The 16,066-nt window shown below is 43.1% G+C and carries 14 protein-coding genes; 5 read left to right on the top strand and 9 right to left on the bottom strand.

What is annotated here, in order from left to right; genetic code table 11:
• Positions 1-78: 78 nt before the first annotated feature.
• The 3 genes from ACFQ3S_RS14610 to ACFQ3S_RS14600 all read right to left on the bottom strand — a co-directional run bounded on the left by ACFQ3S_RS14610 (position 79) and on the right by ACFQ3S_RS14600 (position 3,245).
• Positions 79-582: a DinB family protein gene (locus ACFQ3S_RS14610; RefSeq protein WP_377165723.1), complete on the bottom strand. Its 504-nt coding sequence runs from the start codon at positions 580-582 to the stop codon at positions 79-81.
• A gap of 147 nt (positions 583-729) precedes the next feature.
• Positions 730-1,422, bottom strand: coding sequence for a response regulator transcription factor (locus ACFQ3S_RS14605; RefSeq protein WP_377165721.1), 693 nt, complete (start codon positions 1,420-1,422; stop codon positions 730-732).
• On the bottom strand, positions 1,419-3,245 hold the full coding sequence (locus ACFQ3S_RS14600) for a sensor histidine kinase (protein ID WP_377165719.1): 1,827 nt from the start codon (positions 3,243-3,245) through the stop codon (positions 1,419-1,421). Before ACFQ3S_RS14600 ends, ACFQ3S_RS14605 begins: the two co-directional genes overlap by 4 nt.
• Before the next feature lie 127 nt (positions 3,246-3,372).
• Between ACFQ3S_RS14600 and ACFQ3S_RS14595 the strand changes: the two genes are divergently transcribed.
• Positions 3,373-4,206, top strand: a complete 834-nt coding sequence (locus tag ACFQ3S_RS14595) for a T9SS type A sorting domain-containing protein (protein WP_377165717.1) — start codon at positions 3,373-3,375, stop codon at positions 4,204-4,206.
• Between the two features lie 131 nt (positions 4,207-4,337).
• Here the strand turns inward: ACFQ3S_RS14595 and ACFQ3S_RS14590 are convergent, their stop codons facing one another.
• On the bottom strand, positions 4,338-4,700 hold the full coding sequence (locus tag ACFQ3S_RS14590) for a DUF3127 domain-containing protein (RefSeq protein ID WP_377165715.1): 363 nt from the start codon (positions 4,698-4,700) through the stop codon (positions 4,338-4,340).
• Between the two features lie 77 nt (positions 4,701-4,777).
• Here ACFQ3S_RS14590 and ACFQ3S_RS14585 point away from each other — a divergent pair, with 77 nt between their 5' ends.
• From ACFQ3S_RS14585 to ACFQ3S_RS14570, 4 genes are all read left to right on the top strand, one after another.
• Entirely contained in the window at positions 4,778-5,950 is a 1,173-nt protein-coding gene (locus tag ACFQ3S_RS14585) for a THUMP domain-containing class I SAM-dependent RNA methyltransferase (protein ID WP_377165713.1), read from the top strand.
• Positions 5,951-6,445 (top strand): hypothetical protein, encoded by a 495-nt coding sequence (locus ACFQ3S_RS14580; protein WP_377165711.1) that lies wholly within the window; start codon positions 5,951-5,953, stop codon positions 6,443-6,445. It begins immediately after the preceding gene.
• A 123-nt stretch (positions 6,446-6,568) separates the two neighbouring features.
• On the top strand, positions 6,569-6,841 hold the full coding sequence (locus ACFQ3S_RS14575; RefSeq protein WP_377165709.1) for a helix-turn-helix domain-containing protein: 273 nt from the start codon (positions 6,569-6,571) through the stop codon (positions 6,839-6,841).
• Positions 6,842-6,893: 52 nt separating this feature from the next.
• Positions 6,894-7,550 carry an HD domain-containing protein gene (locus ACFQ3S_RS14570; protein WP_377165707.1) on the top strand — a complete coding sequence of 219 codons (657 nt, stop codon included), beginning with the start codon at positions 6,894-6,896 and terminating at the stop codon, positions 7,548-7,550.
• A 176-nt stretch (positions 7,551-7,726) separates the two neighbouring features.
• On the opposite strand, the gene ACFQ3S_RS14565 is transcribed toward ACFQ3S_RS14570, so the two are convergent.
• The 5 genes from ACFQ3S_RS14565 to ACFQ3S_RS14545 all read right to left on the bottom strand — a co-directional run bounded on the left by ACFQ3S_RS14565 (position 7,727) and on the right by ACFQ3S_RS14545 (position 16,064).
• The gene (locus ACFQ3S_RS14565; RefSeq protein WP_377165705.1) at positions 7,727-8,908 is read right to left on the bottom strand and encodes a PepSY-associated TM helix domain-containing protein; all 1,182 of its coding nucleotides are present in this window, start codon (positions 8,906-8,908) and stop codon (positions 7,727-7,729) included.
• 29 nt (positions 8,909-8,937) lie between these two features.
• Positions 8,938-11,361 carry a TonB-dependent siderophore receptor gene (locus ACFQ3S_RS14560; protein WP_377165703.1) on the bottom strand — a complete coding sequence of 808 codons (2,424 nt, stop codon included), beginning with the start codon at positions 11,359-11,361 and terminating at the stop codon, positions 8,938-8,940.
• Positions 11,362-11,589: 228 nt separating this feature from the next.
• Entirely contained in the window at positions 11,590-12,525 is a 936-nt protein-coding gene (locus tag ACFQ3S_RS14555) for a hydrogen peroxide-inducible genes activator (RefSeq protein ID WP_377165701.1), read from the bottom strand.
• Positions 12,526-12,644: 119 nt separating this feature from the next.
• The gene (gene glmS, locus ACFQ3S_RS14550; RefSeq protein WP_377165699.1) at positions 12,645-14,480 is read right to left on the bottom strand and encodes a glutamine--fructose-6-phosphate transaminase (isomerizing); all 1,836 of its coding nucleotides are present in this window, start codon (positions 14,478-14,480) and stop codon (positions 12,645-12,647) included.
• Positions 14,481-14,600: 120 nt separating this feature from the next.
• Positions 14,601-16,064, bottom strand: coding sequence for a DUF4270 family protein (locus tag ACFQ3S_RS14545; RefSeq protein ID WP_377165697.1), 1,464 nt, complete (start codon positions 16,062-16,064; stop codon positions 14,601-14,603).
• Positions 16,065-16,066 lie beyond the last annotated feature (2 nt).

Genomic DNA, 16,066 nt, shown 5'->3' with positions numbered 1-16,066 from the left:
CCCCCCGCTGTCCGTAGTCTCCTGACTACGGACTACTAAGACCGCAGACTCCTGTCTGCCGAATAAACACCACTCTTTCTACCCAAAACTCCTATCATCTGCCGAAGGTCCGTATATGGATGGTACGGCAATATCGTTGAGACGCATATAAACGGTGAGTTGTCCGCGGTGGTGTACCCAGTGGTTCAGGGTGGAGCTGAGCTGTTCGCGCCTGGTGGAGGTAAAAATGGTTTGTCTGTTGGCTTTGAGGTAAAACGGTGCATCCATACCGCCGTCGGTAATGTTTTGCAGGGCCGCATGGGCTTGCTGCAGGTTATCCTGAAAATGATCGAGCACTTGTTGCGTGGTTCTGGCTTCAATATGCTTAAATGTGGCGAAGTCAATCTCCTCATCTTGGGCTATGTGGGCTATCCACAACGGCATTTCGGCCACCAGCAAAGTTAAATAGCCCATTTCCATCGATTTAGGGTGCGGCTTCCAGCCAAACAGTTCGGGTGTTATGCGTTCCAAACATTTCTGGGTAGCCGGCGTTTCGGCATCCAGTTCTTTCAGGTATTCCTGTGCTAAAAAACTATCATTCATGGCTTTAAGGTTTTCATGAATAACAATCACGCATAAAAAAGGTTGGTAGATATGCTTTTTAGTCAAGCAATACTAACTACGACGTCCTATGTTTGGCGTTATCACCACCCATGCCTAATCCTCCGGCTATTTCATCGCATCTGGCGCTTAATTCACCAGTAATTTATATCCGCGCCCGTGTACATTAATGATCTCCACACGGGGGTCTTCTTTCAAATACTTGCGAATTTTACTTAAAAAAACATCCATACTACGTCCGTTAAAATAATTATCGTCGTTCCAGATGTTGAGCAGGGCTTCTTCGCGGGTAAGCACTTCGTTGGTGTGGAGGCAAAGCAGGCGCAGCAGCGCGGCCTCTTTAGTAGATAATTTTTGCTGGCCGGCATCCGAACTGATCACCTGTGCCATAAAGTCAAAATCGTATTTGCCTATTTTAAATTTAGTAGGCTTTTCCTCTTCTTTAGTACCGGTAGTTGCCGTGCGTTTTAATAGCGCGTTAATACGTAGCAGCAGTTCTTCTATACGAAAGGGCTTGGTAATATAATCGTCTCCGCCCAGGTTAAAGGCTTGGGTTTTATCATCTATCATGGCCTTGGCCGTAGCAAATATGATAGGTACCTGCTGGTTCATTTTCCTGATTTCTTTACCCAATGTAAATCCATCTTTTTTGGGCATCATCACATCCAGTATCAACAGGTCGAAATCACTTTTAGTAAATTCCCTTAATCCCTCGTCGCCGTCTTTGCTCAATACAACTTCAAACTTGCCTTTCAGTTGCAGGTAGTCTTGCAACAGCGTACCCAGGTTTGCATCATCTTCTACCAATAGGATTCTCTTCATGCAGTTATATTGAATTTCAGTTCAAACTCAGAGCCTTTTTCTTTTTCAGACCGTACGCTAATCATCCCTTCCAAACGCTTTACAATGGTGTTTACATAGCTCAGGCCCAGGCCAAATCCTTTCACATCGTGCAGGTTGCCGGTAGGTACGCGGTAAAACTGTTCAAATATTTTGGCCTGCTGATCGCGGCTCATGCCTATTCCCTTATCGGCCACACGTATAACCAGCTGGTTGTTTTTATTAAGGGTGCTAATAGTAAGTTCAGGATTTTCGCGGCTATATTTAATGGCGTTATCAACCAGGTTATAAATCACGTTCGAAAAATGCAATTCGTCGGCCTCAATAACCGAGTAGTCGGCATCCAGGTGCAAATCTACCTGGGCGTTGTTCTTTTGTAATTTAAGCTGCATACTATCCAGCACATCCATAATCAGCTCGTTCACCTCAACCGGTTTCTTATCCAGTTTAAAGTCGTTCTTTTCAATGCGTGCAATGTTCAGTACCCTTTCAATATGGCTGCCGAGGCGCTCGTTCTCTTCATAAATAATATCGGCCAGGCGGGCAACACGGGCATGGTCGGCAATAATTTCCTTGTCTTTTAACGCCTCACTGGCTATCATTATGGTTGATACCGGGGTCTTAAATTCATGCGTCATATTATTAATGAAATCGGTTTTCATTTCCGAGATCTTTTTTTGACGCAGGATAGAGAAGATAGTATAGCCAAAGCAAAAGATAAGCACCAGCAATAACCCGCCGCTAATAGACAGCATATAGGTCATGGTGTTTAAAATGTGCGAGCTTTTATCGGGGAAAAGAACACGGAGCTTACCCGGGTCGTTAATAACATCCTGAGCGAAAAGAGGTGTTTCATAAGTATCGGGTACATTAAAAACCGGCTTTTCACCCACCATATCATAAGCTTTAGAAAATATGATCGAATCGTTAGTAGCCGTTCTTATATCGTAACTGAATGGTAGGGTAATACCTTTATTATGCAGTTCGTACCGTAACAGCGAGTCTATCCACAAAGTATTTACCCGGTTTTTCAAAGGCTGATCGGCTTTTTTATATTCTTCGGCCAGGTTTTGCATTACCGTAACCTGCGTGCTTTTAAGCTGGGCAATAGAATCGGCCCGGAGCATTTCTTTAATTTGATTGGCGCGGCGTTCTTTAAGCTTGCGTTCGTGCTCGCGCTGCCAAATAGGATTAATGTGGGTTACCGCCACAACCTGCCTGCCCAATTGCGGATCGGCATAGTAATAGTACGAGGTATCATATTTTTGCAGGCGACTGCTTTTTTTTCCCTGACGACCCTTTAAAGGAATGTTAGTGATTTCGGGTGGTAGCTGACGCTGATGAGTAAGGCCGAATTCATCTATATACTCTTCTATACGAATGCGAACGTTCACCATGTCTTCCTGCGGCTGGCCGTAAAGTTCTTCATCGAGTTTGCTGCGCATAATAATGCTTCGCAAACTATCGCGCAGCTGGGCAATTTTACGCGAGTGCGTTTCCCTATCACTTGTTTGCGCTTTAGCCGATAGCTTCTTTTTAACGGTTTCGGGCTTTTTTTTGACAATAACAACGCGGGTAGAATTAGCTTCTTGCGTATTGCTGTCCATCTTTTTGTTTAAGAACTGGTTGGCATCCTGGCGCGAAAGCTTTGATACCACAACATTAAGCGCCTCTCTTACCGACCTATCGAACAGTTTGGTTTGCAACTGGTATGATTCGCGCAGAAAAAAGTATTGCATAGCCATTACACCCAGCAGTGCAAAACCCATGAGGCCAATAATTAAACCAATGCTCCTTTTCTTCATTACTTCAACAAAAATAATTTAATTACACTGTGCTAACATCATTTTAACAAAATTTAACACATACTCACAACTCACTGAAAACGAATAGCTTTACCTTTACGCATTGCTCACCCTAAATTTTTGGATCATGAAAAAACGTTTGTTAAAACCGGGTTTTGAAATGCTGTTTTCGGCCGGTATTGTAGCGGCACTTGGCTTGCCGCAATTATTATTTGCGCAAGACCGTAAAGCGGTTAAAAAGGAAATCAATATTGTTATTAAGGATAACGACACTACCTTCAACGGCAAAAATTTAAAAAAGATGGCTCCCGATGAAAGGCAGGATGCCCTGGCCGAGATCAATAAGACCGTGAAACCACATAGCCCGCAACGCCTGGAGTTTAACACACGCCAGAGCATTAACATTAAAGGCCACGATGGTATAAAAAGCGTTTATACTTATCGCCGCGATTCATCACGCCGATACGCAAATCCGACTGATGGACTTACAAGCCGCTTGCCCAACGTTAACTTCGGGATGGAAGGCCCTATTAAAGAACGATTAAGGCCCGAGGAGCGCCCATTACGGATGCGCAATTTTAGCAGGCAAAACTCACAAACGTTCGACTTTAACAATGTTGGTAAAGATGGCATTAACACGCATGTTAGCTACCAGGTTACCGAAGCCGGTGTGGAGGATGCTAAGAAGTTTGCCGGCTTAAATACCACCAGTACCCTGGAACTGCAGGATCTTACCTTTACGCCGCAGTTTACGGCCGGCAAAACCGTTTTAAGCTTTACCCTACCCGCTAAAACCGCAGCCGATGTTCAACTGACCGATAGCGAAGGCAAAATCATTTGGAAAGACAAAACCGCATTGGCCGGTTTCAGCAAAACCTTTACCTGGGGACTGAACGGCGTGTACTACCTGGTAGTAAAGCAAGGTGGTAATGCGGTGGTAAAGAGGATAGTTAAGGAATAGAATTAAGAGTACAGAGTCAGGAGTCAAGAAGCCTTTTCATACCTGAATATAACAACATAAAGGCCATTCGATCAAATCAAATGGCCTTTATGTTGTTGTCTATACTCTTAAATCTGTATTCTTGATTCTAATTAAAACGGCAGATCGTCATCATCCGGTGTGGAATTAATATCAACCGGGGCTGCATGCTCAGGGGTTGCGCTGCTGGCGCCGCCGCTTAACACATTGATCTTCCATAATTGCATGGAGTTAAAATAGCTTTTTTTGCCTGTTTTATCCGTCCACGGGCGACCTTTCAGGTTAAAGAAAACCTCCACATCATCACCCGCGCGTACATTATCTAACAGGTTGCAACGATCCTGAATAGCTTCAAACTTTAAGTACTCAGGGTATTGCGGATTTTCAATATATTCTACGATGAGTTCTCTCTTTTTTAACGACTCAGTTACCTGTTGCGTAGGCGCTACTTCGTGTACTTTACCTTTAATATCCATAATGATGCTTATAAAACGTAAAGTTAATAGTTACAATTGTATTTCGGGCATTTTTTAATTCATAAATTTGCAGCCACATGAATGTTTTCGAAAACAAAAGTAAGATTATTATCACCTGCAATAAACGCCTGTCTTATTACCTGCAGCAAGAGGTAGAAGCCCTGGGTTTTACTATAACCCGTACTTTTCAAACCGGTGTTGAATTATTAGGTACTGTTAATGATTGTATCCCCCTTAACTTAAACCTGCGCTGCGCCAGCCAGATCCTGTACTTGTTGCACAGCTTTGAAGCGGCCGACCCGCAACGCCTCTATAATGAGCTGGTACAAATAGAATGGGAAAAGCTGTTAGACTTTAACGGCTATTTCTCCATTACCTCCAACGTAAACAACGAGCATATTTTAACACCGCTATATGCCAACGTTAAGGTAAAAGATGCCGTGGTAGATCGTATTAAAGCCCAAAAAGGCATCCGCCCAAACTCTGGTCCCGAATTAAACAAAGCGGTATTACACCTGTACTGGCAAGATGATAAGGCCGATATTTTTGTAGATACCAGCGGCGAAACCTTAGCTAAACACAGCTACCGTAAAATACCGGGCAAAGCGCCTATGCTGGAAGCCCTGGCCACCTCAACTATTATGGCTACCAAGTGGGATATGCAAAGCACCTTTATTAACCCTATGTGCGGTTCGGGCACGTTGGCTATTGAGGCCGCGTTGCTGGCTACTGATAAGCATCCCGGCTTGTTTAGGATGAACTATGCCTTTATGCACCTAATGGGTTACGATGAGCAGGTGTTTTTTGCCGAACGCCGTAAGCTGAAGGACAAGGCTAAAAAAGCCGCTAATTTTAAGATCATAGCTACCGATATATCAGAAGATGCCGTGGATATTGCCCGTAAAAATGCCAATACCGCCGGTGTAGAACATTTGATAGAGTTTGCCGTTTGTGATTTTGCCGACACCCAAGTGCCCGAAGAAAAGGGGGTGATTATGTTTAACCCCGAGTACGGCGAACGCTTGGGCGTACATAGTAAACTGGAAGCCACATACGCCCGCATTGGTGATTTTATGAAACAGCAATGTAAAGGTTATCGGGGTTATGTGTTTACGGGCAACCCCGATCTGGCTAAGCGCATTGGCCTGGCCGCTACCCGCCGCATCGAATTTTATAACGGTAAGCTCGACTGCCGTTTATTGGAATATACCATATACGAAGGCAGTAAACGCGAACCAAAAGCAGAATAAATGAAACGTATTATTTTTTTAGCCTTAATGTTATTTTCGGCTGTTTACAGTAAGGCCCAGCAAAAGGGCATGGCTTTCCCTTTTCAGGGTGGTAAGGACGTAATGATGGATTACTTTAAAAACAATGTAACCATCCCCGATGAAGTTAAAAAGCGTAAAGCTACAGGTACGGCCGTGCTCAAATTTACAGCCGATACCAAGGGTGCTATCCAAAAAATTGTAGTGTATTATGCTGATGATTATTTGATAACCCTTCCTTTTATTGACGCGCTAAAGAAATCGGACCGTAAATGGATCATCCCCGATGATGAAAAACTACACGATTTTATTATATCCTTTACAGTGAACCTAATTATACCTGCCGGTAAGGCAAGTGCGGCCGTACAAAAGCAGGTTTACGATTCTTACACAAAGCGTCAGCCTGTTTTTGCTACCAACCCGGTTCCTTTAGGTGTGGCTACATTGCTGCCTGCTATTATTACTACTTACGAATAAAGCGGATAATTTCTTAACAGATTTTAATAATTAATAATTTTATTAACTGCTGTTTAAAAAAAACGGTTTTCCAAAACCGCTGGTTGTTCAACTTCGTAAATCCGGTATCAATTAGAAGATACTATGATAAAGGAAGTAATTAATAACAAGATTAAAACCGTTGCTGTTAATGTTAGGAAGATTAGGGAATACCGCAATTATACGCAGGAGTATTTAGCCATGAAATTGGCCATTTCGCAAAACGCGTACAGTAAAATTGAATTAGGTTATACTAAAATAACGCTGGAGCGCCTTTATCAAATAGCTCAGATACTGGAAGTTGACCTGATAGAATTGATTAAGGCCGAAGACAGCGAAGTAGTGCAACTGCTAAACCATAGCTCAGTAAGCGCTTAAATTATTTTATGGCTGTTATATTTGCATACTTCAAATTATCAATATAACAGCCATGTATTCTTCACAACAACTTATCCGTCAAACAGCAGCCTATGTACGCCAAACTTTGCAAAACGCCGAAGGGGGGCATGATTGGTGGCATATTCTACGCGTATGGAACAATGCTAAGCTGATAGCTAAAACCGAACCTGCCGATATGCTGGTGGTTGAACTGGCCGCCCTGCTGCACGATATTGCCGATAGTAAGTTTCATAACGGTAACGAGGATATAGGCCCGCAAACGGCTGTAGCTTTTTTACAACGGATACAGACAGATGCCATGGTTATACAGCAGGTGGAGCTTATTATCCGAAATATGAGTTTCAAGTCGGGCTTTGACGGTCATCAATTTTACTCCCCCGAACTGGCCGTAGTGCAAGATGCCGACCGCCTGGATGCTATTGGTGCTATTGGTATTGCCCGTGCTTTTAACTATGGCGGATTTAAGGGCCGTGAATTATACAATCCCGAAATTGCCTCCAATTTGCAAATGAGCAAAGAGGAATACAAAAACACCACAGCGCCAACCATCAATCATTTTTATGAAAAGCTGCTGCTGCTAAAAAACAAAATGAATACCCCAACCGCTAAAAAGCTGGCCGAGCAAAGGCACTTTTTTATGGAAACCTACCTGGAGCAATTTTATGCCGAATGGAATGGTGCGCGCTAATAAGCGGGAAAACACCAACCATTCCCCCGGCCCCCTAAAGGGGGAGGGCTGTTGCATTTTGATCTTTTAAACGTTGTCCGGTCAAGCGTCTACGCTTGCTTTAATCAATTTAAGCGAAAGACGCTTGAATTTGCTAAATATATTAATAATGCAATCAGCCCTGAATTCAAGAGAGGCTATCGTTTATTCACGGTAGCTTCTGCCAAATGATGTTGCGTTTTCTTATGCGCTATCTCTCTTACTTTTTGGCCTTTGGGTTTCTTTTTACGTTTACCCAGCCATATCATAAAGCCGGTAACGGGTAGGCTGGCACTAATTAAACTGGCTATAAAAGCTATTATTTTACCGGGTAACCCTGCAATTTGCCCTACGTGTATATCGTAGTTCATATTACTGAGCTTCATACCCGTGCTTTTTTGGGCATTAGGCAGGTAGCTAAGTAGCTGGCCGGTATATTTATCAAAGGTGTAAAAATCATTAAATGCATATCGAAGCGATTTTTCATAGGCTGTGGTGCGCAGGGTTCCGTCGGCTTTTAAACCCTCAAAAAAAATATACATTTGCGCGTTAGGCGATTGTTTGGTTACCTGTGTATAAGCCATATCAATAACGGGTACTTTTGGCATTAGGCTTTTGTTTAACGAATCGGAAAAGAACTCTTTTTTTTCTGATTCGTAATTTTTTCCCAGGTTGCCCGCCTTGTATATTCCTTTTTCAACCCAATCAAAAGCGAAGGAAAGGCCTGTTATAGCTAAAACAATAGCGATAACCGCTGCATAAAAGCCCAACACGTTGTGCAAATCGTAGTTGATCCGTCGCCAGTGGCTGCCCCACTTAATAGTAAAACTACGTTTGCGATCGGTTTTGCGTTTGGGCCACCATAGTACAATACCGGTTATCATTAATATAACAAATATAATAACCGAAACCCCAACGATCATTTTACCTACTGGCGCGGGTAGCAGCAAGTATAGGTGAATGTATTCCACCACAATAAAAAAATTGGTGCGCGGGTTCTCGTCGTGTAAAAACTTACCGGTATAAGGGTTGAAATACAAAAAATGCAAGGCTTTCTTTTCGTCGGTTACGCGCACCTGTGCCGAGCGTGTTACGCCCATATAAGCTACCGAACCTACTTTACCTTTGGGTATTTGCTTCAAGGCAGCCAATTGCAGCACCGAGGGTTTAATATAAGGCGAGGTGTTAACCGGTACGTGGCGGTAATTGTACATGGCATCCTGTATTTCGTCCTGAAAACAAAAGATACACCCGGTAATGCTCACTATAAACACCACAAGCCCGGATACTAATCCGAGCCAGCGATGTATAAACAGCACAGCTTTTTTAAAAGCAGTCATATATATATATTATAGTTTGGTGATAGGTATTAAAATTTGAAGGTGAGGTTGGCTACTAAACTGCGGGGCAATTGCGGCTCAATGGTTGTCCACCCTTTATAATAATCTTTATTGGTTAGGTTGTCCACCTTAATACCCAAACGGTATTGTTTGGCATTATAAAAGGCAGTAGCGTTCAACACCGTGTAGGCAGGCAGTGTAAATTCGCCAGTTGCAACAGTATTGGTTATAATATTTTTACCTGCGTAATTACCTCCAAAACCAATACCAAGGCCGCTAAATTTACCTTTGGGTTGTGTATAGCTAATCCATGCGTTAACCAAATCGGCAGGGCCGGCACTAACTGGTCTTCTACCCAAAACAGAAGCATCTGCATCCGTGAATTTGCTGTTGTTGTGGCTGTAGCCGGTTACGATGTTTAATCCTGCTACCGGGTTAGCAATCAGGTCCAGTTCAAATCCTTTACTTTTTTGGGTACCATCCTGTATGGTTATGTTAAATGGTTGACCATTGCGCACAACCGATTCGGTACGGGTGGTGTTATTAACCGATATATCATAATAACTGGCAGTGAAAGCCAGGTGATTGTTAAACACATCAACTTTAATTCCACCCTCTAACTGGTTGGCCTGTTGTGGTTTAAATATCCCCGAAATATCTGGCAAAGGCTGTGTAACCGGTGCAACGTTGCGAAAGCCGTTCATATAATTACCAAACAACGAAACCTGGTTTTTAATCACTTGGTAAACTAACCCAAACTTGGGCGAAACGGCAGTTTGCTTGTAATCTCCTGTAGTTGTATTATTTGCCAGGGTATAAGTTCCCTTATTACCAAAACGGTCTACACGTAAACTTAACATGGCCATTAACCTATCGGTAATGTTCAATACATCTGATGCGTAAATGCTGTACACATTGTTTTCGGTATTGTTTTTTGTATAGCCGGTGGTTGATGCGCCTATGCGGGTTATTAACGATGCGCGGTTGATATTTACATAACGCGGATCGTTACGCACCGAACTTACCTGGTCAAATAATATATAAGGTGAATTGCTGTTATCGGTTCTTTGGTTAAGGAAATCTAAACCAACTACCAGGCGGTTACGCAGGTTGGCTATTTTAAAATCGCCCACAAAGTTTTGCTGAACATCAAATGCATCGCTGGTAGAGTTTTGCAAACTGGCGTAGCGGTTAAGCAAAGTATCGCTTGCACCTATGTACATGACGTACTGGTTAAAGCCATCGGTTTTACGGTTACTCCGCGAAAAACTGGTTTGGGAGGTCCACTCATCTGAGATGCGGTAATTAGCGGCGCCGCGTATATTGATAACCGGTGTTTTAATGGTAATATCGTTACTGGTGTACGACCGGTTAAAATCGAAGTTAAGCTCATTGGGCGTACGGGCAATTAACTGGCGGCCACGATTTAAAAACACCATGAGCGGGTTTGTACCTTCATAAGTGTACACCTCGGCATCTAAGTTTAAGGTAAGCTTTTCACTGGCGCGGTATTCTAACGAAGGTGCTACAAAAAACGACTTGCGGTAACCTACATCCTGAAAGCTATTTTGATAATGGTAGGCTGTATTAATACGGCCTGATAACTTTTTGTCTTTACTGATAGGGCCGTACACATCGGCGGTTAAGCGGCTGAGGTTAAAATTACCTGTTGAGTAAGATGCCTGGCCGCCAAACTCGCTTACCGGGCGTTTGGTAATGATGTTAATCAATCCGCCAAAGTTGGTTAACGCGCCACCGAACAATGTACCCGACGGGCCCTTGATGACCTCTATTTTTTCGATATTAGCCGGATCGATATCACCGTTGGTTAAACTGGCAATACCATTGATAAGGGTAGGTTGTATGGTAAAGCCCCGCAGGGTATAGTATGCGGCACCATCACCAGCGCGGCCGGTTGATGACCACAGTTTATCGAGCCCAGACGTGTTCTTTAACGCATCTCCTATGTTGGTGGTAATTTGTTCGGTTAACAGCTCTTTTGAAATGGTAGTGTAAACCTGTGGATTCTCGAGGTTTGTTAACGGCATTTTAGATACGTACGGACTTTTGCGTGTAGCCAGTTTATTGGTTTTGTTACCGGTTACATTTACAGCGTCCAGTTCGGCTATACTGGTATTTATGCTAACTATTGCAACCGTAACCGTTTGCCCGGCGGTAACCGTTACCGGCACTTCCACGCTCTGCACACCCACGTACGATACCATTAATGTGTAGGTACCGGCAGGTGCCCGAAAATTGTAATCACCGTTTTCGTTGGTGATGGTACCATACTTGGTGCCTTTTAAACCAACGGAAACATTATCGGCCGGTTTGTTATCGGAGGTGTAAACTTTTCCTTTTACCGTACCGCGTAATTGCTGTGCATATGCACCAGATACGGACGTTATTAAAAATGTAAAGGTAATGAGTAAGGCTTGATAGATATTTTTCATTTATTTGGACTAATTATAAATAATGTCGCAAAACTATTGAAATGTTCCGAAAAATGAAAGTTATTTTTAATTAATCTAAATAAGCCGATAAATAATGGCTTGGAAACCTATGATGACACAGCGCAGTTTTTTACGCGTTGAATAAAAATACGTGCGAGATAATGCGGAATTATAAAGTTTTTAAATGAGTATTTGAGGAATAATGAAGCAAATTAGCAGTTACACCTCCTAAATATCCATCACTTCTTTCTTTTTTTTGCTGCGCAGCTTTTTGGGGATAAAGTGCAGGATCTCATTTTTGAGGGCTTCGATCATGCGGCGTTTTAAGAAGTTTCGCTGTATTACAATGCTCACTTCCCTGGCCGGCTCGGGCGATTTAAAGTAGCGGATACGGTCTAACTGCTTCTCGCTCAGGTCGTCTAAAGCCAGTTCGGGCAGTATGGTAGCTCCGTTGTTTTGGTCAACCATTCGCTTCAGCGTATCCACACTACCGGTATTGTATTCAAAATGCTGAAACCCTTTGGTAGATTTACGCCGCTGGCAAATATTCAGCACTTGTTCGCGCATGCAATGGCCTTCGTCCAGCACCCAAAGTTCCTCAACGTCAATGTCTTCGGGGCTAATATTTTTCTTTTTATAAAGCTTGCTGGTTTTAGAAACATAAGCTACGAAGTTCTCATAAAACACCGGGATTTCGGTCAGGTTGTTCTCGTGCAACGGGGTGGAAAGGATGCCGCAATCAATCATGCCCAGCTTTAATTGCTGAATGATATGTTCGGTGTTTTGTTCCCAAACCACCAATTTAACTTGCGGGTATTTCTCCACAAACCGGCTGATAATGCGGGGTAGTAAATAGGGGGCAATTGTAGGTATAATCCCTATTTTCAACTCACCAGACAACTCTTTTTGACGGTCGGTAACTATCTCCTTGATCTTATAACTTTCGGCCAGCATTAAACGTGCCTGGGCAATAACTTCCATACCCACCTCGGTGGCTACAATAGGCTGGCGGCTACGGTCAAAGATTTTAACACCCAGCATATCCTCCAGTTTTTGTACTTGCATACTTAGCGTAGGCTGGGTTACAAAACACTTTTCGGCAGCTAAAATAAAACTTTTATAAGTGTCAACTGCAACAATATATTCGAGTTGGGTAATGGTCATTGGTGGTTCATGGTTGTTGGTTGATAGTTCATGGCATATAGTTCGTGGTTAATAGTTAATAGCAATTTTGCTCCTAAGTTCTACTATGAAGCATTAACTATCAACCATTAACCCAACACCTATTCTACCGTTACCGATTTAGCCAGGTTACGGGGCTGATCTACATTACAACCGCGCATTACGGCTATATGGTAGGCAAGTAACTGTAAAGGTATAGTAGCCAGCAATGGCACAAATGGTTCGGCGGTTTGCGGTATCTCTATTACATAATCGGCCATGTTTTTAACTTCGGTATCACCTTCGGTCACAATAGCGATAATATGCCCCCCACGGGCTTTTACTTCCTGTATATTGCTGATCACTTTTTCGTACGATGAATGCTTGGTAGCAATAACTACCACCGGCATATCCTCATCAATCAGGGCTATGGGCCCGTGCTTCATTTCGGCGGCAGGATAGCCTTCGGCATGTATATAGGAGATCTCTTTAAGCTTTAAAGCACCTTCCAAAGCAACCGGGAACGAACTGCCCCTACCCAAAAACAAGCAATTGGTTGAATTTTTAAACTTTTCGGCAATCATCTTTATGTGATCGTTAGCCTTTAAAGCCTTTTCAACCAAATCGGGGATCTCATTAAGTTCGGTTAAATACTCTATCAGTTTGTTACGGGTAATGGTACCACGCTGCTGGGCTATATAAAATGCAATTAAGGTTAGCACGGTTACCTGAGCTGTAAAAGCCTTGGTAGAGGCCACACCAATTTCGGGGCCGGCATGGGTATATACACCAGCATGGGTAGTACGTGGTATAGATGCGCCCACCACGTTACAAATACCGAATATGGTAGCACCTTTTTCTTTAGCCAGCTCAATAGCAGCCATGGTATCGGCTGTTTCGCCCGATTGGGAAATGGCTATCACCAGATCTTTTTCGCCAATAATAGGGTTACGGTACCTAAATTCTGATGCATATTCCACTTCAACCGGTACACGCGCATACTCTTCAATTAAATACTCGCCCACCAGGCCGGCATGCCACGATGTACCGCATGCTATGATAATAATGCGATCAACATTTTTAAGTTTATCGGTATATTCCTTAATACCGCCTAACTGCACTTTACCCTGTTGAGGGTATATACGGCCTCGCATACAATCGCGGATAGAACGTGGTTGTTCGTAGATTTCCTTGAGCATGAAGTGCTCGTAACCGCCTTTTTCCAGCATTTCCAATTGCAGGTTTAAATGCTGGATATAAGGCGTTTGTACAGTGTTATCGATGTTTTTGATCAGCAGATCATCTCTACGGATGTAAGCAATTTCGTTATCATTTAAATAGATCACATTTTTGGTGTACTCTACAATTGGGGTAGCATCCGACGCTATGAAGTATTCGCTCTCGCCCACACCAATTACCATAGGGCTGCCTTTACGGGCGGCTATCAGTTCGTCGGGCTCATCGGCGCTCATAATTACTATGGCGTAAGCGCCTACCACCTTATTTAGGGCAATACGTACCGCTTCGCGCAGTTCCAAACCGGTTTCGGCCTGTATATCTTCTACAAAATGGATTAGCACTTCGGTATCGGTATCGCTTTTAAAGGTGTGGCCTTTAGCTTTCAGGGCTTCTTTAATTACCGAGTAATTTTCAATAATGCCGTTGTGTATAATGGTTAGCTTACGGTTGCCCGATGAATGCGGATGTGAGTTGCGGTCGCTTGGGGCACCGTGGGTAGCCCAGCGGGTATGGCCCATCCCTAACGACCCCTTCATGTCAATATCTTTTACAAAGTTCTCCAGGTCGCTTACTTTGCCCGCCTTTTTGTAAACCTTGAGTTCTTTATCTAACAAGGCTACGCCGGCACTATCGTACCCCCGGTACTCTAACCGGTGCAATCCTTTAATTATAATGGGATAGGCATCTCTAAAACCTACATAACCTACAATTCCGCACATATATAAAATTTGATATAAATGTATTAAAACGCAAATAAATGCTGAGCAGTATGAACAAAAGTACCGCTAATTTTCAAATATAGTATTGCAAAAAAAATCCCCGGAGGCCGGGGATTTTGATTAATTATTTTTAGTATAAATTACATTGAGCTTTATTCGCTGAGGCGAACTTTTATCGCTGCCTACCAGGATGACCCGCCCCGCTGTTTGTATGGTTGAAGCAATATCAACCAAGCCTACAGAAGCCCGGTTTGTAACGTCAATAGGAGCAATATAGGTACCATAATCTATCAGCCTTTCTTTTAAAAGGTCTTGCAGGTAACCGGTTATTACGAAGTGATATTCCCTGGTGTCGGCTAAGTAATTGCCTCCAAACACATTAGCACCAAAATAACGAGCGTCAAGTGGTGTAAGCGACCCTGAGCCGCTAATATCGGCATTGGCATCGGGTACGCGTACTTTTTGCTTGGCTATATTTAGCCGGTACAAGGTAAGTAGCTGCTGTGGTACAAAGGGCGGAAGATTGGTACCAGCCTGGGCGGTAACCACCAGTTCGGCCCGGTTAATGGCTATGGTGTTTAAATCGGCAGTACCAAACAGTGTTTTCAAATTAGGGAAACTCACCTTTGCGCGCAAACCCGCTAAACCCTGCAAATACACTAAATTATTGGAACCTGTAGCTGGGTTTATAGCATCTTTAACTGCCGTTGGATAAATAGTATTAGATTGGTTTATGTAACGTTGCTTAACCTCACCAATATGTGTACCAAAAGTCAAAGTAACTACTCCAGTATCAATTACTCCGCCGTTATCTGCACGGTAGTACACATTTACCCGGCTCGAATCGAGGTTAAACATGAGTGTACCACCAGTTTCGGCTGTTTGGTTTCGCTGCAATGCCAGGTAAAAACCATTAATAGCCGTTTGAAACGCAGAGTTGGACGTAATGGCTGCAGGAGTACTGAAAAGAAGATTAGGAACAAAGGTTTTATTTAACGCAACCCTTACGTGGGGGGCAACCGTTCTTAATGTATCTTTTCCGCCTGTTACAAAGCTCAAAGTTTTAATAACGGTATTAGGCCTTGCGTTAAACACTGCATTTTTAGATGCATCGTTTAACGGTGTAGCCGGCTGTTTCAACTTCGACTGGTTATTGCTGTAATATGCCTGATTATTATTTAGCTTCGCATTTAACTGGTAAACATTTACTTTGTATCTCGAATTTAACGAATCGCCGTAAAAGCCAGCGGCATAGCGTAATTCCATAACAACCGAATCGGTTGTTATGGTACCGCTTGGTACCGTGTAAGCTATGCCGTTTGGTAAGTTAAGCATAGTAGCAATACTGGCCTCTGTTTCGCCAAGAAGCGGATCTTTAAACGCCGACAATGGCGTTTTAGCTATTCCTACCGATAGGGGAGCATTATCCGTATCCGTTTTAACCACAATATCATCATAAACCAATAAGGTACCGTTCAGCTGATTGGCACCTACGGGCAAGCCTATATCGTTCTGATTTTTACAACTACCTAAAATAAAAAGACTTATCAACAGGGTTAATAAGTCTAATTTTAAAAATTTCATAT

This window comes from Mucilaginibacter terrae, assembly GCF_042679325.1.
Taxonomy (GTDB): Bacteria; Bacteroidota; Bacteroidia; order Sphingobacteriales; family Sphingobacteriaceae; genus Mucilaginibacter; species Mucilaginibacter terrae.
The sequence above is the reverse complement of the archived record's forward strand: the minus strand, read 5'-3'. Positions and strand labels throughout refer to the sequence as shown.

Excerpts from the sequence above, each read along its gene's own strand:
- ACFQ3S_RS14610 (WP_377165723.1), bottom strand. The coding sequence starts at position 582 with ATGAATGATAGTTTTTTAGCACAGGAATACCTGAAAGAACTGGATGCC.
- ACFQ3S_RS14605 (WP_377165721.1), bottom strand. The coding sequence starts at position 1,422 with ATGAAGAGAATCCTATTGGTAGAAGATGATGCAAACCTGGGTACGCTG.
- ACFQ3S_RS14600 (WP_377165719.1), bottom strand. The coding sequence starts at position 3,245 with ATGAAGAAAAGGAGCATTGGTTTAATTATTGGCCTCATGGGTTTTGCA.
- ACFQ3S_RS14595 (WP_377165717.1), top strand. The coding sequence starts at position 3,373 with ATGAAAAAACGTTTGTTAAAACCGGGTTTTGAAATGCTGTTTTCGGCC.
- ACFQ3S_RS14590 (WP_377165715.1), bottom strand. The coding sequence starts at position 4,700 with ATGGATATTAAAGGTAAAGTACACGAAGTAGCGCCTACGCAACAGGTA.
- ACFQ3S_RS14585 (WP_377165713.1), top strand. The coding sequence starts at position 4,778 with ATGAATGTTTTCGAAAACAAAAGTAAGATTATTATCACCTGCAATAAA.
- ACFQ3S_RS14580 (WP_377165711.1), top strand. The coding sequence starts at position 5,951 with ATGAAACGTATTATTTTTTTAGCCTTAATGTTATTTTCGGCTGTTTAC.
- ACFQ3S_RS14575 (WP_377165709.1), top strand. The coding sequence starts at position 6,569 with ATGATAAAGGAAGTAATTAATAACAAGATTAAAACCGTTGCTGTTAAT.
- ACFQ3S_RS14570 (WP_377165707.1), top strand. The coding sequence starts at position 6,894 with ATGTATTCTTCACAACAACTTATCCGTCAAACAGCAGCCTATGTACGC.
- ACFQ3S_RS14565 (WP_377165705.1), bottom strand. The coding sequence starts at position 8,908 with ATGACTGCTTTTAAAAAAGCTGTGCTGTTTATACATCGCTGGCTCGGA.
- ACFQ3S_RS14560 (WP_377165703.1), bottom strand. The coding sequence starts at position 11,361 with ATGAAAAATATCTATCAAGCCTTACTCATTACCTTTACATTTTTAATA.
- ACFQ3S_RS14555 (WP_377165701.1), bottom strand. The coding sequence starts at position 12,525 with ATGACCATTACCCAACTCGAATATATTGTTGCAGTTGACACTTATAAA.
- glmS (WP_377165699.1), bottom strand. The coding sequence starts at position 14,480 with ATGTGCGGAATTGTAGGTTATGTAGGTTTTAGAGATGCCTATCCCATT.
- ACFQ3S_RS14545 (WP_377165697.1), bottom strand. The coding sequence starts at position 16,064 with ATGAAATTTTTAAAATTAGACTTATTAACCCTGTTGATAAGTCTTTTT.